The organism is Mesorhizobium sp. M1406 (genome assembly GCF_040317555.1).
Classification (GTDB): Bacteria; Pseudomonadota; Alphaproteobacteria; order Rhizobiales; family Rhizobiaceae; genus Mesorhizobium.
Genome location: NZ_JAMYKW010000046.1, coordinates 1 through 22,582, shown reverse-complemented (window position 1 = coordinate 22,582; position 22,582 = coordinate 1). Strand labels below are relative to the sequence as shown.

Below are 22,582 nucleotides of genomic sequence, written 5' to 3'. Positions count from 1 at the left end.
GCCGGCGAATTCGTCGGCTCCCCACCCGGGAACACACGAAACAAATGGGGAATCACATGACCAAGAATCACGCTTTCCGATCCATCCTCGCGGCGGCTTTCGTCACCGGCGTGGCCGTCCTGCCCAACGCCGCCGAGGCCAAGGATTGGTGGCCCTTCAAGATCAACGCGGCCAAAGGCGGCGATCTGAAAAAAGTCGAGGCACTCGACTATGTGCCGCTGGAAAAGGCCGAGAAGCCCTGGAACCTGTGCGTCTTGTTTCCGCACCTCAAGGACAGCTACTGGGTCTCGGTGGACTACGGTATCGTTGAGGAAGCAAAGCGCCTGGGTGTCAAAGTGACGGTGCTGCAGGCCGGCGGCTATGACGCACTGCCCAAGCAGCTGTCGCAATATGACGATTGCGTCGCATCCGGCGCCCAGGGCATCCTCGTCGCCGCCATCTCGGAAGCCGGTTTGGCGGCCAAGCTGAAGGAGGGCGACGCCAAGGGTCTTGTCCAGATCGCCGTCGCCAATCCCATACTGGAAACTCCGATCACCGCGCGCATCACTCCCGATACCTACCAGAAGGGTTTTCAGGAGGGTGAGTACCTCAAGAAGTATCTCGGCGACAAAAAGACGACCGCGATCGGCCTGCCGGGTCCGCAGGGATCGGGCTGGGCTGAGAGCTATATGGCGGGCTTCCGCGACAGCACCAAAACCGGCAACATCAAGCTAGCGGCCGAGCTCTATGGGGAGCCGGGCGTTCCGCAGAGCCTACGCCTCGTCGAGGACGCCCTGCAGACCTATCCGGATCTCAATGTCATCTGGGGCGGGGCCGCGGCGGCGGAAGCGGCCGTCAGTGCCGTCGCCGACGCCGGCCGCGACGATGTCGTGATCATGTCGTCTTACGAGAACCAGACGATGCTGAAGCTGGTCAAGGAAGGCAAGGTGCTTGGCTTTGCCGCCGAGTATCCGGTCATGATGGGCCGCATCAGCGTCGACCTCGCGGTGCGCGCCTTGGAAAAGAAGGACTATGAGAAGGTTCTGCTGGTCGCGCCGGGCATCGTGACCAAGGACAACGTCGACAAGATCGACCCGACGCAGATTTTCGCGCCCGATGGGTGGAAGCCTGAATTTTCGGTACAATAGTCGCATCTACGATGGGTGGTAGACCTCGGCCTTGGCCTGCCGCCATTTTTGCTTCGAGTTCGGTGGTGTCAGCGATGCTTGAACTTACGGGTATGACGAAGCGTTTCGGGGGTGTGGTGGCGCTTGACGGCGTCGACTTCACGCTGCTGAGCGGCGAGGTCCATGCCCTTCTCGGCGAAAACGGCGCCGGCAAGTCGACGCTCATCAATCTTATAGCGGGAACCTATGGCTGGACCGAAGGCTCGTGCCGTATCGACGGCGAAACCGTTTCCGCGCTGACCCCCCAGAAATCCCGCGATGCCGGGGTGGCGGCGGTGTTCCAGGAATTCAGTCTCGTCCCCGACCTCACGGTCGAGGAGAACCTGTTTCTTGGACGCGAGATCAAAGGAAGGCTTTTCCTGAACCGGCGCGCGATGCGTGCCCGCGCGGAGGAACGCTTCCGCGACATTGGCTTTCACGTGGAGCTGGACAGCAAGATCGAAACGCTGACCCGGGCGCAAAAGCAGATGGTCGAGATTGCCAAAGGCATGCTTTCGGATGCCAAGATCCTCATCCTCGACGAACCGACCGCGTCGCTTACCGACGGTGAAGCGGAAAAATTGTTCGCCGCCATCGCGGGCCTCAAGGCCCGGGGTGTCGGGATCATCTATGTGTCGCACCGCATGGCGGAGATCCGTCGGCTCGCGGACCGTGTGACGGTCTTGCGAGGAGGGCGCAAGATCGACACCGTGGCCATCGCCACGGCATCCGACGCGACGCTGATCGAGATGATGGTCGGCCAACCGGTCGAACGACTCTACCCGCCAATCAGCCAGCGCCCCTCCGATGTCGTGCTGGCGACCAGGGGGCTGCGTGTCTTCGGTAGCGTGTCGGACGCCTCCATCACGGTCAGGGCTGGAGAAATCGTCGGCCTGGCGGGTTTGGTTGGCTGCGGTCGTAGCGAACTTTGCCGAGCCGTGTTCGGCCTGGAGCGTGTGACGTCCGGTGAGATCGAACTCCATGGCGCGGTGGTTCGAGCGCCAGTGCCGCACAGCATGTTGCGTGCTGGACTTTGTTACTACCCAGCCGATCGCGGCGCCGAGGGACTGGCGCTTAGCCGCCCGGGCCGCGAGAACGTGACCATGGCGGCGCTCGATGATCCGAGACTGTCCCAGGGCGGACTGCTCAAGTCGTGGCGCGAGCGCCGGGCGATAGCCGCTCCGTTGAAGACACTGGGTCTGCGACCGATGGCGCCGGAACGCGCGGCGTCGTCCTTTTCGGGAGGAAACCAGCAGAAACTCGTGCTGGCGCGCGGCCTGATGCGGCCGGTCTCGGTCCATATTTTCGATGAACCGACGGTCGGCATCGACGTCGGCGCCAAAAGCGAGGTCTACAGGCTTATGAAAAGCCTGGTGGAGAATGGCGCGGCCATTCTGCTGTCATCGTCCGAACTGCCAGAGCTCGTTCATCTGGCGAACCGCGTCTATGTCATGCGCGAAGGGCGCATAGTCGCCGAACTCAAAGCCGACGGCATCACCGAGGCCACCGTGCTGCGTCACTATTTCGACGCCGAAACCGGCGCCACGGAGGCGGCATGAGCCCTGACACGCTGCGGCGACGTTTTGTGGAAACCGGCGGGATCGTCATCCTGCTTCTGGTCGCGGTTGCGGCCGTGGCCGCGATCATCGAACCGCGTTTTCTGAACCGCCTGAACATCCTCAACGTCCTGCGCAATTTTTCCTTCTTGGCGATTCCGGCGATCGGTCAGATGATCGTCATGACCACCGGTGGCTTTGATCTGTCGGTCGGCGCCACCATGGCCTTGGCGTCCGTGGTCACGGCCGCGGCGATGGCCGCGATGCCCGACGCAAATGGGGTCCAACTGCTGGTCCCAGTGGCGCTGGCCTTGACCAGCGGCGCTTGTGTTGGCCTGGTAAACGGCACGCTGGTGGCGCGGCTTTCCCTATCCCCTTTCATGGTGACATTGGCATCGTTGTCGATCGTCGCGGGGATTACGCTCTATTACACGCAGGGCATCCCGATCTATGGCGTTTCCGACGCCTTCGTCGATGCCATCGGGCGAGGGCAGGTGCTTGGCCTGCCGCCGGTCTTGCTGCTGGCGATCGCGGTGATCGCCATCGCCATCATTCTGCAGCGTCGGACCGCGCTCGGGCGTCACTTCTACGCCGTCGGCGGCAATGTCGGCGCCGCCCGACTGTCGGGCGTGCGAACTCACCGTGTGCTGATAACCGCCTATGTGCTGTCCGGTCTCCTGGCCGCGCTCACAGGCGTCCTGATTACCGCCCGCATCGGCTCTGGCCAGTCGACGATCGGCGGCACGCTGGGACTGGAGACGATCGCCGCGGCGGTGATCGGCGGCGTTTCGTTGCGCGGCGGTTCAGGCCGTGCCGAGAACGTCGCCATGGCTGCGCTATGCCTGGCGATCATCGCCAATGCGATGAACCTTACGCAGATCGACAGCAAATTCCAGACGCTGGTTCTGGGCTCGGTGCTCATCGGCGCACTGGCTTTCGACCGAATTGTTCAGGGGAGGCGGGCCAATGTCTGATCGTCCAGACATGGCGGCTCCGGTTGTTCTTGACCGCGCTCGCCCGGACATCCGCCAGTTCGCGGCGCAGGCCAAGCTGCCGGGGCTTGTATTCCTGGCCCTGCTGGGTCTCGGTCTGCTCGACCCGCGCATCGTTTCAAGCGGCAATCTCTGGAACATCGCGATCCAGACCAGCTATCTCGCACTCTTCGCCATGGCGCAGACCATGGTGCTGCTGACGCGCGGCTTCGACCTTTCGCTTGGTTTTACCGTCTCGCTCGTCAGCGTCATATCGGCGATGGTGATGACCGGAACCGGTGATATGCCGATCCTGTGGGGAATCGCCGCTGGCCTTGGCGTCGGGCTGCTTATCGGCGGGCTGAACGGCTTCCTCATCGCCGGTGTCGGCATCAATCCCCTGGTGACGACGCTTGGCATGGCCAACATTGTCATGGCGCTGGCGTCAACCGTCAGCGGTGGCTTTCCCGTGCCGGGCATTCCCGAGGCATTCACAAACGCCTTGGCGGAGGGACGGCTGATTGGCATTCCGGTGCCCATCCTGTTCGCCGCGCTGTGTTTCGCACTGCTGTTCCTGGTCCTGCGCTTCACCGTGTTCGGCCGCGGCCTGTATCTCATCGGCGCCAATCCTCGCGCGGCGAAGGCGGCGGGCGTTCGAACCGGACGCGTCATTGCGATCGACTACGTGGTCTGCTCGCTGCTGGCCGCGATTGGCGCCATGCTGCTCACCGCGCGCACCGGATCGGGCGAGCCCAATCTCGGCGGCAACCTGACCCTGGAATCGATAGCGGCGGCGGTGGTTGGTGGCGTGCGGCTGACCGGCGGAGAGGGAGGCGTCACCGCGGCTCTGCTGGGTGCCCTGTTCATCACGATCATTTCCAACGCCATGAATCTCATGCAGGTCGACGGCTATCTGCAGCAGGTTCTCTTGGGCCTCATCATTCTGGCCAGCCTGATACTGGGCCGCGATCACAAGAAACGCTAACAGCTTCGGACCTTAAATGGCATATCAAGTCTGCATCGATATCGGCGGAACCTTCACCGATTGCCTGGTTTCCGAGCCCGGTGGGAAAATCTCGATCTTCAAATCGCCGACGACGCCCGGCGAATTCGAGAAGGGGTTCATCAACGTGCTGCACGTCGCGGCCGCTGGATACGGGCTCGATCCCGCGACGTTCATGACCGCGATCGATTTGATCGTACACGGCTCGACCGTCTCGACCAATGCGCTGGTCGAGCGCAAGACCGTCAAGGTCGGTCTGATCCTCAACGAAGGACACCAGGACATCCTCGTCCTGCGCGAGGGGCCGCGCAAGGGCGCCTTCCAGTGGCGGCTCGACTATCCCGAGCCCTACGTCGCCCGCCACCTGACGAAGACGGCGCGGGGCCGCGTCGATCCGCGCGGGCGGGAGCTCACGCCTTTGTCGAGATCCGATGTCGAGGCGGCGATAGCCGATTTCCGGCGCTATGGGGTCGAAGCGATAGCGGTCGGTCTGCTTTGGTCGGTCGTCAATCCCATCCATGAAACTATGGTGCGCGATATCATCGCGCAGGTATGGCCGGATATCCCGGTGACGCTTAGCCATGAAGTCAATCCGATGTCGCGCGAGTACAAGCGCATCATCGCGGCCGCCATCGACGCGTCGATCAATCCGATCGTGCGCACCTATATCGAGGACTTGCGGCAAGCACTGTCGCAGGCTGGTTTCCAGGGCGAGCTGCTGCTGGCCAACTGCGTCGGTGGAATGATGCCTCCCGCCGAGATGCTGCGGCGGCCAATCTACAGCGTCATGTCGGGGCCGACGCTGGCGCCGATGGCCGCGCTGGCGCTGAGCGACGAAGCCAATGTCATCGTCGGTGACATGGGCGGCACCACATTCGACGTCTCGGCTTTGCGCGACCACCAGATCATCGTCACCCCGGACAGCATGATCCACGACGATTCGCTGGGGATCGCGAAGGTGGATGTGAGATCGGTCGGCGCCGGCGGCGGGTCGATTGCTTGGGTCGATGATGGTGGCCTGCTGCGGGTCGGCCCACAGAGCGCTGGCGCGCGGCCGGGGCCGGCATGCTACGGAGCGGGCGGCACCGCGCCGACGGTCACCGATGCCAATGTCGTGCTCGGCATCATTGACCCCGATTATTTTCTCGGCGGCCGGATCAAGATCAGCCGCGAACTGGCCGAGAAAGCGGTCGCGAGCATCGCGACGCGGCTCGGCATCCCGCTGCTCGACGCGGCTTACGCCATCCAGACCACCAGCAACCACAACATGGTCGGGGCCATCGAGGAAATTACCATTCGCGAGGGCATAAACCCACGCGACAGTTTCTTTGTCTGCGGCGGCGGCGCGACCGCCATCCACATCGCCGAGATGGCCGACATATTGGGCTTGAAACGCTACATGATCCCGCGCTTCATGGCCGGGCTGAGCGCGTTCGGCGGGTTGATCTCGGACATCACGCGCGAGGAAAGCGCGGTTTTTCTGACCTCGACCCGGCGCTTCGACGCCGCGGGCGTCTCCGACATCCTGGCGCGGTTGAAGGTGTCGGGCGAGGCATTCCTCGAACAGGCCGGCGTTGAGCCAGATCTCCGGCGTTTCGAGTTCTCCTTTCTTGGTCGCTACGAGTACCAGTCCTGGGAAATCGAGGTCCATTTCGAAGCCAACGAGGCGCGCCTCGAAGCGGAAAAACTCCCAAGTCTCGTCGAAGCGTTTCATCAGATGCACGAACGCATTTATTCGATCAGATCCGACCGCGACATTGTCGAATTCACCAACTGGAAGCTGCGCGCGGTGGGCAAGCGGGCTAACCAGGATGCCTGGAAGGATTTCAGGCTGGCCGACCAGGCGACGGCGCCGGTCGCCAAGACCCATCGGTCAGCTTATTTGCATGAAACCCGGCGGACGAGCTCTCTGCCTGTTTACGACATGGACCAGCTGGGCGCGGGGGCGGCGCTTGATGGGCCATGCCTGGTGGAGGCGACGACGTTCACCGCCTTCCTCAAGGACGGACATCGCGGGCGCGTCGACCCACAAGGCAACATCGTCGTGACCGTCGATTGACACCAACCTTCCCGAGCAAGGCATCATAAAATGAATTCACCTGTCATTCGCCTGGAGACGCCAACGCGCCGCGTCGATCCGTTCCTGATGTCGGTTCTCAAAAGCCGGTTCGAGGCCGTCGTGCGGGAAATGACGCTGGTCGTGATGCGGGCCAGCCGCTCGGCGGTGATCAAGAACGCCCGCGACCTGAGCTGTGCGATCCTGACCTATGATCACCGCCTCGTTTCCACCGAGGACGCGCTGCCGATCCACGTCATGTCGATGGATCTGGCGACCCGTCCGATAACGGAGTTGTTCGACGATATCGCCGACGGCGACATCTTCCTCAACAACTGCCCATACACGGGCGGCACCCATCATGCCGACCTGATCATGGCGATGCCGATCTTTTTCGATGGCAAGCCGCTGTTCTGGGCCGTGGCGCTTTCCCATCACGCCGATACTGGCGCGCCGACGCCTTCGACCTATCTGCCATTCGCCAAGAACGTTTATGAGGAAGGCATCCACTTTCCCTGCGTGCGCGTGGTCGAACAGCACAGGGAGAAGCAGGACATCCTGCGCATCGGCATGATGCGCAACCGTGTTCCAGACATCTGGCTGGGCGACGTGCGCGCCCAGATCGGCGCCTGCAGGACCGGTCGACGCCGTCTATTGGAACTGCTTGAAAAATACGGCCGCGACACGCTGCTGGATTTCGTCGAGGACTGGTTCGACTACGGTGCACGTCGCGCCATGGCCGAAATCGCCAAATTGCCGAAGGGCAAGTTCTCCTACGAGGTCCGCCATGACCCGGTCCCCGGCGTGGCGGAGGAGGGCATCCCGGTCCGGATCACCATCGATGTCGACCCTGAAGCCGGCGAGATCACGGTCGATGTGCGTGACAACATGGATAACGTCCCTGGTGGTCTCAACCTTTCGGAAAACACCTGCACGGGCTCGTGCCGCATTGGCGTCTTCAACAATCTCGACGACGGCATCCCGCACAACGAGGGCGCCAAGAGCCGGATCAAGGTGTTGATGCGGGAGGGAAGCGTGGTTGGCAAACCCCGCTACCCCGTAGGCACCTCGGTGGCGACCACCAATGTCAACGACCGGTTGATCATCGCCGGCAATTGCGTGTTCTCGACCATGGGAGAACCCTATGGCCAGGCCGAGAGCGGCTCGCACCTGCCGGCGGGGATCGGGGTGATTTCGGGCAAGGATCCTTTCAAGGACGGGCAGCCCTACGTCAACCAGGTCTTCATTGGCTACGCCGGCGGCGGCGCGCGTCACGGCTATGACGGCTGGTTGACATATTGCGGGCCGGCGAATGGCGGCCTGATCGCGCTGGATTCCGTGGAGGTGGACGAATCCATGTATCCCATCATCATTGAATCGCGCGGCGTGGTGGCGGATACCCAAGGCATTGGCGAGTTCGAGGGCGCTCCCGCGGTGGGCGGTGTCTTCTATCCCGTCGACCACGAGATGACACTGGTCTACTCGGCCGATGGCACAACCTTTCCGCCGCGTGGGGTGCTCGGCGGCGGTGACGCCAAGGCCAGTCATAGTGCCAAGCGCGGTACGGACGGCAAGCTGGTGGAATTGCCTGCGTTCCATGAGGAGGCGTGTCGCGCCGGCGAGCGCATCGAGTTCGTTGCCTGTGGCGGCGGTGGCTACGGCGACCCGACCAAGCGCGATGTCCGCCGTGTCGCGGCCAGCGTTGACCGCGGCTGGCTGACGAGCGAAGCGGCTCGCCAATCCTACAAGGTGGCCCTGGTGCTGGACGCCGAGCAGGGCGTCTGGGTCGTCGACCAGGATGCCACCGCGCGCCTTCGGGCGGCCTGAGCCAGCGCGAAGAGAGGTCGCCAGCAAATGACCGGCGGCTTCGATCACGCCCGCTTGGCGGCCGCGTCCTGCTCGTCGAAATACCGCAACAGGTTCATGCCACCGCGCACGATGTCGCGTTCGATCGCCTTACGCGCCACCTTCTTGTTGCGGGTCCGGAACGCTTCGATCAGCGTCTCGTGCTCCTCCGCACCGATGTAATCGTTCTCGGCCTGCAGATAATACACGTTAAGGATAGGGCCCATCGAGACCCACAGGCTTTCGATCTGGGCGATCAGCATATCCATCTTGGACAGGCGGTAGACGCCGAAGTGGAATTCACGATTGGCGCGACGGGCGCGGTCAGCATCGCCGGACGTTTCGCCAGCCACGAAATCGCGATGGATCTCGACCAGTTTTGCAATGTCCTTCTCCGAAACATGCTCAACGGCGAGTTCGGCCGCTAGTCCCTCGAGCGCGATGCGAATGAGCCGGACCTGCCAATAACGCGACCGGGTCAGCTCTGGAACGGTGATGAACCGCCCTGACCGCAGTTCCAGCGCCTGCTCGCTGACGAGCCTGAAACAGGCCTCGCGCACAGGCGTGACGCTGGTGCCCAGCCGTTGCGCCAGATCCTGCATCAACAGTCTTTCGCCGGGCCGGAAATTGCCGGCGATCAGGGCTTCGCGCAGCGTGATATAAGTTCTCGCCGACAGACTGCCTTGCTCGATTGGCTGCATCGTGCTCATGGTCCACCGCTGCAATCTTGGCCGCACCGAATCGACAACGGATAGTGCGAGACGCTCTTATATCCTATAAGTCCGTTGCGAAACATGGCTAGGAGCTGGCGGGTTTACCAGCGGAGAGCTTGCGCAGGATTGTCTCAATAACATCCAGTGACTTCTCAATCGTGGCCCGGTCATGGCTCCCTGACAGGTAGAGACGCTTGAGCGGAAGCGGCTGACCGATCAGCCGGTTCGCCACCATCTCTCTGCGGAATGCAAGATCGAAAACATCGTCGTTGCCGAGCAAGTCCTGGTAGTCGCGGTAAGGACCGCTGAGGAAATAGATCAGCCAGACCGAGCCAAACCCGGCGCTCTGCGCGGGCAGGCCGAGGCGATCGATAATGCCATCCAGCTGCGTGCGCATGAAAGCGCCGAGGGCAAACAGGCGGTCGTAGAAGCCTGGTTTCGACAGCTCCTCGATCGTCGCCTGCATGGCGGCGAGCGTCGACGGCGTGCCGTTGAAAGTACCGCCCATGAACACGGATCCTTCCCCGGTCCGGCCGACGAGCGCCATGAGATCGCGACGACCGGCCACCACGCCAACGGGATAGCCTGAGGAGGCCGCCTTGCCGAAGGTCGCGAGATCAGGCGTGACGTCGGCGATCGACTGATAGCCGCCGAGCGCGTGGCGAAAGCCGGTGATGACCTCGTCGAAGATCAGCACGACACCATGATCGCTGGTCAGGCGACGCAGCTCGCGCAGGAAAACATCCGTCGCGATCACCGACCCCATATTGTGAGCGATTGGCTCGATGATGATCGCCGCGACATCGCCTGGATTGGCCTTGAGATAATCCTCGACGGCGCCGGCATCGTTGTAAGGCAGCACGATGGTGTGACGGGCGGCATCCTCGAGGATGCCAGCACTGATGGGATCGTACTTGCCGATCGCCTGCGCGTGCGACTGTACGTTCATGGCGACATAGTCGTGCCAGCCATGATAGCCGCCTTGGAACTTGATGATGCGCTTGCGACCGGTGGCGGCACGGGCAAGGCGCAGGGCGTGATAGGTCGCCTCCGATCCGGAATTGCAGAAGGCGACGAGATCCGCGCAAGGGATGCAGTCGACCAGCGCCTCCGCCACCTCGATCTCTAGCCGCATCGTTCCCGCGCCGACAAGATCGATGTCCTGGGAGACCGCAGCGATGCGTTCACGCACCGCCGGATGACAGTGGCCAAGCACATTGGCGCCGAAGCCGCAGTGGAAGTCGGTGTACTGGTGTCCATCGACGTCGTAGAGAAACGCACCCTGCGCCCGGGCAAATACATGCGGCGCGCCGAGCCTGCGGCTCGGGCTGAGCAATCCGCCCGGCATCACCGCACCGGCGCGCTCAATGAGTCGGGCGGTGTTATTCTGATCGGTCATCGGAATGTCCGTGCATGGCTATGGTTGTCCGCCGGCTCAGCCGAGGGCTTCAAGAACGGTGGCCTCGATTCCGGCCGCGTCCAGCCGGTAGTGCTTGTAGAGATGCGTTGGCGGCGCAATCAGGCTGTATTCGTCGCGGATGCCATGGCGTATCAACCGTGCCGGGCTGCCCGCCTCCGCCAGGATTTCCGCCACGGCGCCGCCCAGACCGCCCAGGATATTGTGTTCCTCGATGGTTAGAATGAAGCGGGAGTGAGCCGCGGCCGAGAGCACTGCCTTCGTATCCATTGGCTTCACCGTATGCATGTCGATCAGTCCGACGGACTTGCCCGCCGCGCGCAGCGCCCGGTAAGCCTCCCTTGAGGGATGGACCATCGAGCCACAGGCGATGATGGTCAGTTCCGATCCTTCGCCGTGAACGATCGCCTTGCCGAACTGGAACTCGACGCCGTCGTCTTCATAGACCAGCGGTTCCTGGCCGCGGCCAATGCGGAAGTAGATTGGCTGGGCATGATTGACAGACGCCTTGACGGCGGCCGCCAGTTGCGGGCCGTCAGCCGGCGCGACGACCGTGAGGTCGGCGATGCTTCGCATGATGGCAAGATCTTCCGTCGCATGGTGGGAGGTGCCGTAGAAGCCGAGTGAAATACCGGCATGATGACCGATCAGCCGCACCGGCAGCGCCGAATAGGCGACGTCGGTTCTGATCTGTTCGCAGCACAGCAGCGCCAGGAAAGAAGCGAATGTAGCGACGAACGGCATGGCGCCGGTGCTGGCCATGCCGGCAGCAGCCGAAACCATGTTCTGCTCGGAAATGCCAAATTGCGTGAAGCGTTCGGGAAAGCGTTGCGCGAACCGCACCAGCCCGTTGGAATATTGAAGGTCGGCCGTACCGGCCACGACCGGATAACCGTCTTCGACCAGCTCAATGAGCGCGTTGGCCAGGTAACTCAGGCCAGGCGCGCGCGCGTTGATCTGGCGGTACTGCCAGGAGTTGGTATCGATCGGGCCGTTCATTGTGTTTTGCCTCCACGCTTGATCTCTTCGGCGGCCAAGGCCTCGTCCGATGGCGCGAGATAGCCCAGATGCCAGCCGGGTTCGGTTTCCATGTAACCAACGCCCTTGCCTTTGGAGGTCTTGGCAATGATGCAGACGGGCCGGGTGCGGTCTGCCTCGGCCTTCAACTGTCGCAGCAGCGTCGCGAGAGCGACGACGTCGTGCCCATCGACCTCGTGCACCTGCCAGCCGAACGCCGCCCATTTGTCGGCCAACGGTTCGATGCCGATGATGTCGTCGACCTGCCCGTCGAGCTGGTATCCGTTGCGGTCGACGATGGCGATCAGATTGCCGGCCTTATGGTGGGCGGCGGACAGCGCCGCTTCCCAGACCTGGCCCTCCTGCATCTCGCCGTCACCGAGCAGGACATAGACATCGAAGCGCCGGTTGGCCGCACGGCCGCCAAGCACCATGCCGAGGCCGCCGGACAGGGCATGGCCGATCGAGCCGGAGCTGAAATCGACGCCGGGCACCTTGCGCATGTCGGGATGATCGCCAAGCGGATTGCCGAGCCGGGTATAGCCATCGAGGACGTCCTTGGAGAAGAAGCCCCAGTCGACCAGCAGCGGATAAAGGCCGACCGCGGCGTGCCCTTTGCCCATAAGGAAGCGGTCGCGGTCCGGCCATTGCGGCTCGCCGCGCCTCAGCCGCATCGCATCGTAGTAGAGCGTGGCGAATATTTCCGCGCAGGAGAACACCGACGAATAGTGGCCCACCTTGGCGATCTGGATGAGGCGCAGCGTCTCGAGCCGGACGAACTCTGCCCTGTCGCGCAACAGGGCGATCCGCTCCGCGTCGGGTGGCAGGGCGTTGTTTGAAGGAGTGGGCGGGTTGGCCATTGGGCTTCACTCTCGGGATCATTTTTTCTCGACAACTTATAAGTTATAAGATATTCCTCGCCGAAGCAACCGCCTATCTGGTCGCAAGGAGAATTTTGATGAACAACGAATCGCGCGTGCTGGACATGGCCAGGCACTTTCATTCCCAAACCGATCCACGCCTGCATGAGGATCATGGTCCGTTGACGATCGTGGCCGGCGAAGGCGCGACCGTCACGGATGACGCGGGCAACCGCTATATCGAGGGCATGGGCGGACTCTGGTGCGCCTCGCTTGGCTTCAGCGACAGCCGGCTGGCTGTCGCTGCTGACCGCCAGATGCGCAAGCTCGCCGTCTACCACACCTTCAACCACCGCTCGAACGAGCCCACCGTCGAACTCGTCGAGCAGCTTACCGCGTTGGCGCCGTTCGACCACGCGCGCGTCTTTCTGGTCGGCTCCGGTTCGGAAGCCAATGATACGATGATCAAGCTCGCCTGGTATTACCAGGCCGCGCGGGGACGTCCGGAGAAACGCAAGATCATCAGCAGGTTTGGCGCCTTCCACGGCAGTACGATCATGGGCGCGGCGCTGAGTGGGCTGCCGCACATGCACAAGTCCTTCAACCTGCCGCCGCTTCCCGTCATATTCGCCGCGCGGCCGTTCCACTATCTCGACGGTCTGCCGGGCGAGGCGGAGCATGACTACGCCACGCGCCTGGCCCAGGAACTCGAGGCCCTGATCCTGGCGGAGGGGCCAGAGACGATTGCCGCGATGATCGCAGAGCCAGTCATGGGCGCCGGCGGCGTGCTGGTACCGCCGGAGAATTATTTTCCAAAGGTTCAGGCGGTGCTGCGCAAATACGACATCCTGATGCTGTCCGACGAGGTGGTCTGCGGTTTCGGACGCACCGGAAATTGGTTCGGCAGCCAGACTTTTGGCATGGAACCGGACATGCTGTCGGTCGCCAAGGGGCTTTCATCCGGTCATCTGCCCATTGGCGGCGTCATTATCTCCGACAAGGTCTACCAGTGCGTCGCCGACGAGGCCCACAAGGTCGGCGTGTTCGGCCACGGTTTCACCTATTCCGGCCATCCGGTGACAGCCGCCGTCGCCGCCGAGGCGATCAGGATCTACCGCGAGATCGATCTCGTGAGCCAGGCGCGCCGTCTCGGCGATTATCTGCATGCAGCGCTCGCGGACGCGCTCAACGACCATACACTGGTCGGCGAGGTCCGCGGCCGCGGTTTTATAGCGGGGATCCAGATCGTCGAGGATCGCGCCACCCGTCGCGCCTTTGCGCCGGAGCTGCGAATTGGCACCGATGTCGAGCGGCGGTGCCGCGAGCACGGAGTCATGATCCGCAACATGGGCGACGTGCTGGCAATCTGCCCGCCCTACGTCATCGCCCCTAAAGAGATCGATTACATGGTTGATGGCATTCGCGCGGCTCTTGATGAGACCGCGGCGGCCCATGCGCGGACTGACCAGTCGGCATGAACCCGCCCGGCGAGGCGGCGAGACGTCGCTGGAGGGGCCGGCCGCGCGAAAGGCGCTTGGGCAAGCGCGAGCCGCAGCCAGCATACAGGATCCTGATTGTCTTATCCGAACGGAGGCCAGACCATGCTTCAGAAAACCAGCCATTTCATGCGCCAGGCCAATCTCATCAACGGCGAGTGGGTGCAGGCCGACAGCGGACTGACGGTCGACGTCAACAACCCGGCCACCGGTCTCAAGATCGGCACCGTGCCGAAGTCGGGCAGGGCCGAGACCCGCCGCGCCATTGAAGCCGCCGCGGAAGCTTTCAAGACCTGGCGCAAGACGACCGCGCTCGAGCGCTCGAAGCTGCTGCGGAAGCTGCATGACGCGATGATGGACAATCAGGACGTGTTGGCCGAACTGCTGACCATCGAACAGGGCAAGTCGCTGTTCGAATCGAAGGGCGAGATTGGCTCTGCCGCGGCCTACATATTGTGGTTCGCCGAGGAAGGTCGCCGCACCTATGGCGATGTCGTGCCTTCGCCATGGGCGGACCGCCGCATCCTGGTGACCAAGGAGCCGGTCGGCGTCATCGCCGCCATCACGCCGTGGAATTTCCCGTCCTCGATGCTGGCCCGCAAGCTCGGCCCGGCGCTCGCCGCCGGCTGCACCGCAGTGGTCAAGCCGGCCTCGCAGACGCCTTATTCAGGTCTCGCCTGGGGAGCGCTCGCCGACGAAGTTGGTTTCCCCAAGGGCGTCGTCAACATCCTGACCGGTTCGGCAAGCGAGATCGGCGACGAGATCTGCGCCAATCCGCTGGTGTCGAAGATCACCTTCACCGGATCGACCGAAGTCGGCAAGCTTCTCATCCAGAAGTCGTCGGTCACCGTCAAGAAAGTGTCGATGGAACTCGGCGGCAACGCGCCGTTCATTGTCTTCGATGACGCCGACCTCGAGCGTGCGGTCGCTGGTGCGATCACCGCCAAGTATCGCAATTCCGGCCAGACCTGCGTCTGCACCAACCGCTTCCTTGTCCAGGCTGGTGTCTATGACAAGTTCGTCGAGAAGCTCGCTGCCGCCAGCAACGGGCTGAAGGTCGGCTCCGGCCTCGAGGACGGCGTGCAGCAGGGGCCGCTGATCGACGAGAAGGCGGTCGAGAAGGTCGAGGAACTGATCGCCGACGCCACATCCAAGGGCGGCAAGATCGTCGCCGGCGGCAAGCGCCATGCGCTCGGCGGTTCGTTCTTCCAGCCGACCGTCATTGCCAATGCGACGCCCAAGATGCGCTTCATGAAGGAAGAGATATTTGGCCCGGTCGCACCGGTGTTCAAGTTCGAGACCGAAGAGGAGGCGATAGCACTCGCCAACGACACCGAATTCGGCCTCGCCTGCTATTTCTACACAGGTGATCTCGGCCGCGCCTTCCGCGTCATGGAAGGGCTGAAATACGGCATGGTCGGCGTCAATGAAGGCCTCATCACCACGCCGGAGGCGCCGTTCGGCGGCGTCAAGGAATCCGGCCTCGGCAAGGAAGGCGGACATCAGGGCATCGAGGATTACCTCGACACCAAATATGTCTGCATCGGCGGCCTCGGCTCTAGTGCGCCGGCTTTTCCCGCGTCTCAGAACGCGGAATGACGAACCCGCGGGTGATCCGGTGAAAATCTTTCCGGTTCCGAGGAGAAGTGACCTAAGATCGTGAGCGCCCTATGCTCTTACGTTTCCGGAAAAAGCTTCGGAAACAGCGCGTCCAGAGCGTCCGCCGGAAAGCGTAGGGACACTGGGCCCTTTGGCGTTTCCGACGCCAATAGTCCGAGCGCGATTACGTCATTGAACACTCGACGCGCCGTACGTTCGGGTAGTCCGCTAATACGGGATGCCTCGCCGCGGTCAAACTCACCGCGCGTGAGCGCTTCCTCCACGAGGCGGCCGGCTTCGGGCTTCAGACCACTGCGCTCCACATGCCGATACAGCCGCTTGGCCAACGTGTCGAGATCGAACAGTCCGGTCATGAAGCTCACCTGATCGATACACGCCTGCAGGAACCATAAGGTAAAATCGCCGAGTGCGCGTTCGGAGAGGTTGCCACGTCCGTCGAGATCACCCTGGCGGGGCATATCGGCATGATCCATCATGCTCTTGTAATCCGTTCGGCTTTTCACGCCACGTGCCAAGCCTCGTGAGATCGACCACAGCCCGTGCGCGGCGACCCCGGCCTGAGGGCCATGGCGTGGCTCATCAATCGGCTGACGCGTCCGTTGCCGTCCGGAAACGGGTGAATGTAGTTGAAGCGGTGATGCGCGGCAGGAATGGTCAGGATGCGTCCGGCCTTGCCCAGCTTATCGAAGCGATAACGCATGGCAAAGTATTGCATGAAATCGTTGACGCGATCGCTCGAAGGCGGTTCATGCCGGCCGATGGCGACGTCATGCTCTGGCTTCGATCGCCACTCACCTGGCGCCATGACGAACTCACGGCCGGAACCTTGATGGTCAGCATGGGCGCTTCGGCATCGGGATAGAATTCCGCGTGCAGCCATCGAAGAAAACCTACCGATGCCGGTTCCGGCAACTGCCCATCGGCAGCCAGGCGGTCGATCTCGGCTTGCACGGGAACGTGCGCGGCCGCCTCGAGCTGCAGATTGCGGCGGTTCTCGTCTCGATCGAAATTCCGACCAGCGCCCGTTCGATGTCGCGCGGGCGCGTATCGTGGCCTTCGATCAGGTTGCTGTAGTAGGTGTTCATGATGCGCACGAGATGGGCGAGGTTGGCTGCGGTACGCGAGTGCAGGCTTTTGCCCAAAACAGCCGACGTCGCCAGGCTTGGACACAAATCGATGCTGCCGATGATGATCATGGCCGATGTTCGGCAGGCCTATCGTACTGGCAACTATGCACAAACCGTAATTGGGGGAGCCATCTGGCCGATGCTTTGGCCGATCTATGATGATCGGCCGGACTCAGACAGGTTCGAGGTGGAAAACAGGCAGCTTTAAACATGGTTCTGCCTCGGCCAGCGCAAGATTCGCCTGGAGCTTCGCTTATGCTGTGTGAGCTTGTTCTCTCGCGCCCGAATTCCCCATGGATGGCCCAAAAGCAGGCGATCCATTTGTCATTTTTAAGTGCGTCGGACTGCCAGTTGATCGCGTTCTGACCCGACTGGGAGTTCAAGTTTGACCTGAAACTGACCGGGTGCTGGATGGCAGGCTTCATCCCCACCGGTCTGATATGAAACAACGTCCGGCCCCGAGGCTAGGCTGCAATCTCGTATGGCTTGTATGCGCCGTTTTCTTAGAGCGTGTTGCGGGCTTGGTCTGCTCAACCTCGGAGCTCTACGCTTCACGGCGTTAGGATGAGCGTTCGAGGCGCAGGATTACTGCCGACACTGCTCTTCTTGTTCGCATTGGGCAGTTCCCGTTGGAAGCTTCCATCTTGCCGACTGCTGAGTTTGGAGTCGCCGTAGCTGTGAAATCGAAAAGAAGCCCATAGGCAACGTTTGCCGCGACGCTACTGAGAGCTGGTCACCGGGAGAGCCGAAGGTAGAACGAAGTTGTCTCGTTGAGCTTGTATGTGGCGCCAGCATAGAAGGCCCAGTTCCCACCCCAAGGCTTATACAAACCGCCACCGTTAGCGCCGATCGCGTTCATGGCCTCGTCCTTTTGGCAGAGATCACCACGGTCGCTAGCTGGCGAGCAAAGTCCGTCCCAGCGCTGCATTATCTCGTCGGATCCGGCAAGCTGGCAGAATTTCCCAGGCGGAGCTGACGGGGAGGGATGGTGGGAATAAAACGGTGCGCGTGAGGTCTCGGCGGGAACAGCCAAGACATCTAAGCGGAACGGACTGGCATAACGCAAAGACACAGGCGAGCTCAGCGGCAAGGTGGTTTGTTATCACCATGGGACGCCTGCCGCGTCAAACGGTGGTGTCGTGGGTCGAGACGGCGAGGGCAGCGGTCGCCATGCGCCCCGACCGGCTTGCCTTGTTCGGCTACTCGCATATCCCATCCCAAATAAAGAACCAGCGCCTCATCGAGGCGGAATTTCTTCCCGACAGCGCTGCCCGCGCTGAACAGTATGCGGCTGTCGCCGTGAGGCTGATTGCCGCCGGCTACCGACAGATCGGGCTCGACCATTTCGCCTTTCCGGACGACGAGCTCGCGCTGGCACAGGAAACAGGTCGCCTGCGACGTAACTCGTTGGGCTACTCGGCTGACACCTGCAGAACCCTGATCGGTTTCGGCGCGTCGGCTATCGGCCGCACCGGCCAGGGATACGTTCAAAACGAAGTTACACGGGATTCCTACATCCAGCACATCGCAGCTGGCCGACTGGCTACATCGAAGGGCCATCGCCTCACAGACGACGACCGCGTGCGAGCCGCAATTATCGAGCGATTAATGTGCGATTTCGAGGCTGACGTGCCGGCAATCTGTGTCGCCCACGGATCTGATCCGATCCGTCTTCGCGGTTCAGATGAGCGTTTGGCGATGCTGGCCAAGGACGGAATAGTGGACTTCGAAAACGGTTTTGTCCGCGTACGGCGGGAGCATCGCTTTGGGATTCGCGCTGTCGCTGCCGCATTCGATGCTTTTAGAGATGGCCTTACGTATCCCGCAGGTGAGGGCAAGCAGACACACGGAAGCTAACACAGGGGGTATCTTTTGCCGGAGAGAACGAGCTGCCATCGTGCGGTGCCCGGTTAGTAGTGAAGCGCCGTAAAATGTCGACATAGGCGTTGGTGAACTGGACCGAACGACGAGAACAGCCTATCCAGTGTGTTGTCGGCAGTTAGTTCGAAAGTCCTGCTACACCCGATCCGATGCCTCTCAACGCCGAGGCCGCACCTCCGTGCCGAAGCCGGCCTTCCCAATGGTGGGTCGAGCCGTCGCTTACCCCGTGCTTGCCTCACAGATCCGCGACCGAGAACCCAGCCTCATGCTCCCGCCCTGCCGGGGCCTAGGTCAATCTAGCATGAAAGGAACACGTCGGAACCTTGGATATCGCTTGCCCGGCCGGGCGGCGATAGCCTTGTCGGGGCAGCGAGGAGCCGTAGCCGATGATGAACGCACAGGAGAAGTCTGGCGTGAATGGGGCGATGATTGTCAAGCTTTGCTCTCGAGTCATTTCGTCAACCATCTTGCGTGACCGATTGGCGACCATCTCCTCGTCCCGACCTTATATTACCCGTTGCCTGTCGCCGCCAGCGCGCAGTGACTTGTCAAGGATGGAGGCCCGCAGACCCCATCGCGCGGCGACTTGTCCTTGACGGTCACGAGCACGGCGGCAGGTTTGCCGTGGTCGGGGAGCCCTTCCTTGGGCGGAGCCGACGACAGTGTTCGAGGGGAACTCGCCATGAGCCGGGTGCGCAGAGATCGTCCGACGCTCTTGTATTTGCTGGATCCCAGCCGGCTCCGCCTCCGACTGCCTCGGTAGCTCGGTATCCTGAGCGCGTCGGCGGCATCATGCCATTATCATCCTACGAATTGCATGCTCCATCGTCCTGGACGAGACCGGTTTGGCTAGCCAAAGGACGAAGGTCTGATTACCAGATGTGATCGGCATGGGGTCGCTTCCACCAACGACGATGATGGGCACCGTCATCAGGGTGGTACGTACGGCTTCGGGCTGTCCTGGCCCGAGGAAAGTCGCTTTATCGAAAATTAGGAGGTCGGCTGCCTTCCCGCTCTCGATCCAGTCGCAAAGACTCTCGAAGGTCGCGAAGCCGACCGGCTTATAACCCAGCGCGGCGATCTTATCCTTGTAGATCTCCAACGCTGCTGGATCGGCGTCAACGACTGCAATGATTTCTCCGTTGCCAAGTGATCCATCGCATGGGCCGAAAGCGCTATCAGCTCTGACCTGCTCCTCAGCGCAGGCCGGTAAGTAGAGATCGAAGCGTGTACCTCGGCCAACAGCCGAGGTGACGTCAAGGCATCCTGCGAGCGCGCTCACATGGCGGTCCACTGCAGCAAGACCCAGTCCGGTCCCGCCGACGCGAGAGCGCGTGGTAAAAAAGGGCTCAAAGATATGCGGAAGCACCGAACTTGCGATTCCTTGGCCATCGTCGCTGATGGAGAGGAGAACGTAATCTCCCGGTTTCAAGGTGCCCTTAGCCACGGGCTTCGTTTGACAGACGCGAGCGCGAGAAACGCTAATCTCGACACGGCCCTCATTCAAGAGAGCCTCCGACGCGTTCTTGCATAGATTCATAAGGATCTGTTGTATCTCGGTCGGGCTGCCCTCGATCACCGTTTGCGACTCGTTGATCTTGAAGTTCAACTGAACATCCGCACGAAGTGTAACCCGCAGCAATGGCGCGAGATCCATTACACTCTCCGAGACGTCGAAAGGCATCGTCACGCGCTTCCGATTTCGGCTTAGTGACAAAATTTGATCAATAATCAGTTTGGCTCGGTTGCTGGCCAAGATAATTTGGCCGATGTGGCCCCGAATTCTCGAGGGGCGACGCACAAGACCTTTAGCCATCTCTGCGTAGCCGACTATTGCTCCTAGAACATTATTGAATTCATGTGTAACGCCGCTTGCGATTGTGCCGACAGCCGTCAGCCTTTCCGCATGCTCCCATCGACTCTCAAAAAGGTTACGTTCCGTGTGTACACGTTGCATTTCAAGATGGTTGCCTAAACGCACAGTAGCGCTCGCCAGAACCAGGAGGTCGTCTGTGGAGGGTGGTGAGCGATCTCCTTCAAAAACAAGGATACAAACCGCAGCCTGCTGATCGGAGGCCCGGCAACCAACAATTTGACAAACACCGGTAGTGCCTACGGCAGTCCGAACCACTTCCGACGCCGGAACGACGCGAAACACTGGCTGTTCCGGGTGTACAAGTGAGACGACTTCATGGATTAGCGTGGCGTTCCAGACGCGCATGCGCTTATTCGCGACAAAGTACTCGGTATTCCTGCTGATACTCGGATCCACCAGAGCAAGCGCGCATTGATCCGCATCGAAAACGCATTGAATGAGTCTAAGCGCCGCTTCGGTGGAGAAGCGCCGCGAAGCCTTCGTTGCTTGACTGTCGATGAAACAAGCTTCGATCTCACTCATCGCCGCTTCAAGCTCTAACCGCCTTTCCAACCGGTTCGTCCGCACATGCAGCGTGGAGGCTCGAATGGTCGCAAACAAGCAGAGGCATATGGACACCAAGCCAAAGAAAAGCCGTGTACGCTGCGCTTGCGCGCTGGCGAAGCTGTAGGCTTTCAGATGTTCTCGCTCCAATTCGGCAGCCTTGGCGAACGTGTCGAAGGATGGGATCCGATTGACAGCGCGGTCCAACCTCAACATTGAGGACAGGATAGCGCGGCCCTCGCGGGCAACATCCTCCGTGACTTGGTCCTGGCTAGGAGGAAGTCGGCGGAGAGACTGATCGATTTGTAATGCGAGGCTGAATCCCGGTCTGGCCGAAAATTGAAGGATCAGATTGGAAAATTCAGGCCTGTTCGACACTCCCCCCCGAAGGCGATTAGCCGAGCGAGCAAAGCGTACGAGAGAGCTTTGCAGAAGCTCATTTTGCGCGGCCGAGGCCGAGATGGCAGCTTCTGTGTTTTCGAGGGACTTTTTGAGCTGTGCAACCAACCTGGAGTGCACCCCGGAGCTCTCATTGGGCGAAATCTCAACAAGGCGTTGGTAGTTTTGAAGGTTCCTTTTTAATGCTTGCCCGGTAGAAGCAACGGAACGGAAGTCCAATACCATGTCGGCGCGGGCGACGTCTCGCTGGAGCAATGCGTAGTTGATCTGAATCGTCCGCAGTTCGCTTAGGACCGCCTCGTTGATCTGGGGGTCTTGCCACTGTATCGCGACCAAGAGCGCGACCGAGGCCACTAGGGCCATTACAGAAGCTTTGTCGGTACTGAGCCATTTTTCCCAAACGAACGGCGTTTGATCCGCGGTGCGTGCCTTGCGAAGATCCGATTTGAATTCTAGCTCCCCATCGCGTCGGTGTGCGGCCGGATGCTGCTGGAACAGGAAAGCCAAGTGTACCTCTCCCCTCAAATAGGCGGTGTAGACGCCGTTGCACTCTGCCCCCATGGCCCGCTGACCTTCCATTGATTCGCGGGCGTTTCGACCTCGACGGCGAGGCGGCAGCACAAGGCGGGCAACTGATCGCAGTTTTCGGAACTGGTCTTCCGAGAGATCATCGAAGGGGCATACAAGCGCACGCCTGCAGCAGCCGAGGATGATACCGGCCGGTCAAACGCAACTGGCGAGGGCCGGATCTGCTGTTGGCTGGCAGCTAACACTGGCGGGGCGGCGGCCTCGACTCCGGCGTGCCTAGAGCCGGCTGCTGCGAAAGCGTCCGACACGCTTCCCTTGGGGTCATCCCGTCCAGCGGGCATCCTTGGATCGCTGAAAAAAGACGAGGCGGCTTGATGATCCTGCCCTCGCTGAAGCACCTCGCGAAACCCTTGTTCCAGTCGCAGAAGCTCCTCTGGACCGGTAGGCGGCTCGTCAGCTCGACCATCGAACAGCGGCCGGAGCGCCTCGGACACGTGCTGCTCAAAGCCCACTCGCCGGGCCTGGACCG

At 61.6% G+C, this 22,582-nt stretch carries 16 protein-coding genes and 1 pseudogene; 9 read left to right on the top strand and 8 right to left on the bottom strand.

Annotated elements, in window-relative coordinates; genetic code table 11:
- Nucleotides 1-56: 56 nt before the first annotated feature.
- The 6 genes from torT (at nt 57) to NKH03_RS26455 (ending at nt 8,558) form a co-directional block, all read left to right on the top strand.
- Nucleotides 57-1,127: a TMAO reductase system periplasmic protein TorT gene (gene torT, locus NKH03_RS26480; protein WP_352480520.1), complete on the top strand. Its 1,071-nt coding sequence runs from the start codon at nt 57-59 to the stop codon at nt 1,125-1,127.
- Between the two features lie 74 nt (nt 1,128-1,201).
- Nucleotides 1,202-2,704 carry a sugar ABC transporter ATP-binding protein gene (locus NKH03_RS26475; protein WP_352480521.1) on the top strand — a complete coding sequence of 501 codons (1,503 nt, stop codon included), beginning with the start codon at nt 1,202-1,204 and terminating at the stop codon, nt 2,702-2,704.
- The gene (locus NKH03_RS26470; protein WP_352971536.1) at nt 2,701-3,675 is read left to right on the top strand and encodes an ABC transporter permease; all 975 of its coding nucleotides are present in this window, start codon (nt 2,701-2,703) and stop codon (nt 3,673-3,675) included. Before NKH03_RS26475 ends, NKH03_RS26470 begins: the two co-directional genes overlap by 4 nt.
- Nucleotides 3,668-4,657 carry an ABC transporter permease gene (locus NKH03_RS26465; protein ID WP_352480524.1) on the top strand — a complete coding sequence of 330 codons (990 nt, stop codon included), beginning with the start codon at nt 3,668-3,670 and terminating at the stop codon, nt 4,655-4,657. Before NKH03_RS26470 ends, NKH03_RS26465 begins: the two co-directional genes overlap by 8 nt.
- Nucleotides 4,658-4,673: 16 nt before the next feature.
- Entirely contained in the window at nt 4,674-6,734 is a 2,061-nt protein-coding gene (locus NKH03_RS26460) for a hydantoinase/oxoprolinase family protein (RefSeq protein WP_352971534.1), read from the top strand.
- A gap of 30 nt (nt 6,735-6,764) precedes the next feature.
- On the top strand, nt 6,765-8,558 hold the full coding sequence (locus tag NKH03_RS26455) for a hydantoinase B/oxoprolinase family protein (protein ID WP_023814385.1): 1,794 nt from the start codon (nt 6,765-6,767) through the stop codon (nt 8,556-8,558).
- Between the two features lie 44 nt (nt 8,559-8,602).
- Here NKH03_RS26455 and NKH03_RS26450 read toward each other — a convergent pair whose 3' ends face one another.
- The 4 genes from NKH03_RS26450 to NKH03_RS26435 form a co-directional block, all read right to left on the bottom strand.
- Nucleotides 8,603-9,286, bottom strand: a complete 684-nt coding sequence (locus tag NKH03_RS26450; protein WP_352971532.1) for a GntR family transcriptional regulator — start codon at nt 9,284-9,286, stop codon at nt 8,603-8,605.
- An 88-nt stretch (nt 9,287-9,374) separates the two neighbouring features.
- Nucleotides 9,375-10,688 (bottom strand): aspartate aminotransferase family protein, encoded by a 1,314-nt coding sequence (locus NKH03_RS26445; RefSeq protein WP_352480528.1) that lies wholly within the window; start codon nt 10,686-10,688, stop codon nt 9,375-9,377.
- Between the two features lie 36 nt (nt 10,689-10,724).
- Nucleotides 10,725-11,705, bottom strand: coding sequence for a transketolase family protein (locus NKH03_RS26440; RefSeq protein ID WP_352538806.1), 981 nt, complete (start codon nt 11,703-11,705; stop codon nt 10,725-10,727).
- Nucleotides 11,702-12,520 (bottom strand): transketolase, encoded by an 819-nt coding sequence (locus tag NKH03_RS26435; RefSeq protein WP_245263162.1) that lies wholly within the window; start codon nt 12,518-12,520, stop codon nt 11,702-11,704. The genes NKH03_RS26440 and NKH03_RS26435 overlap by 4 nt, the downstream gene beginning before the upstream one ends.
- 161 nt (nt 12,521-12,681) lie before the next feature.
- On the opposite strand from NKH03_RS26435, the gene NKH03_RS26430 reads away from it, so the two are divergent.
- Entirely contained in the window at nt 12,682-14,061 is a 1,380-nt protein-coding gene (locus NKH03_RS26430) for an aminotransferase (RefSeq protein WP_352606435.1), read from the top strand.
- A gap of 123 nt (nt 14,062-14,184) precedes the next feature.
- A complete protein-coding gene (locus tag NKH03_RS26425; RefSeq protein WP_352971529.1) occupies nt 14,185-15,678 on the top strand; it encodes an NAD-dependent succinate-semialdehyde dehydrogenase in 1,494 nt (497 codons plus the stop codon).
- Between the two features lie 77 nt (nt 15,679-15,755).
- Here the strand turns inward: NKH03_RS26425 and NKH03_RS26420 are convergent, their stop codons facing one another.
- The 3 genes from NKH03_RS26420 to NKH03_RS26410 all read right to left on the bottom strand — a co-directional run bounded on the left by NKH03_RS26420 (nt 15,756) and on the right by NKH03_RS26410 (nt 16,895).
- Nucleotides 15,756-16,175 carry a Fic family protein gene (locus NKH03_RS26420; protein ID WP_023737287.1) on the bottom strand — a complete coding sequence of 140 codons (420 nt, stop codon included), beginning with the start codon at nt 16,173-16,175 and terminating at the stop codon, nt 15,756-15,758.
- Nucleotides 16,176-16,198: 23 nt separating this feature from the next.
- Nucleotides 16,199-16,504 (bottom strand): Fic family protein, encoded by a 306-nt coding sequence (locus NKH03_RS26415; RefSeq protein ID WP_352809639.1) that lies wholly within the window; start codon nt 16,502-16,504, stop codon nt 16,199-16,201.
- 85 nt (nt 16,505-16,589) lie between these two features.
- The gene (locus NKH03_RS26410) at nt 16,590-16,895 is read right to left on the bottom strand and encodes a hypothetical protein (protein ID WP_352971527.1); all 306 of its coding nucleotides are present in this window, start codon (nt 16,893-16,895) and stop codon (nt 16,590-16,592) included.
- A 1,047-nt stretch (nt 16,896-17,942) separates the two neighbouring features.
- Here NKH03_RS26410 and NKH03_RS26405 point away from each other — a divergent pair.
- A pseudogene (locus tag NKH03_RS26405) lies at nt 17,943-18,683 on the top strand (oxygen-independent coproporphyrinogen III oxidase); the annotation flags it as partial.
- Between the two features lie 814 nt (nt 18,684-19,497).
- Here the strand turns inward: NKH03_RS26405 and NKH03_RS26400 are convergent.
- Nucleotides 19,498-22,032 (bottom strand): two-component system VirA-like sensor kinase, encoded by a 2,535-nt coding sequence (locus NKH03_RS26400; RefSeq protein WP_352971525.1) that lies wholly within the window; start codon nt 22,030-22,032, stop codon nt 19,498-19,500.
- Nucleotides 22,033-22,582: the final 550 nt, after the last annotated feature.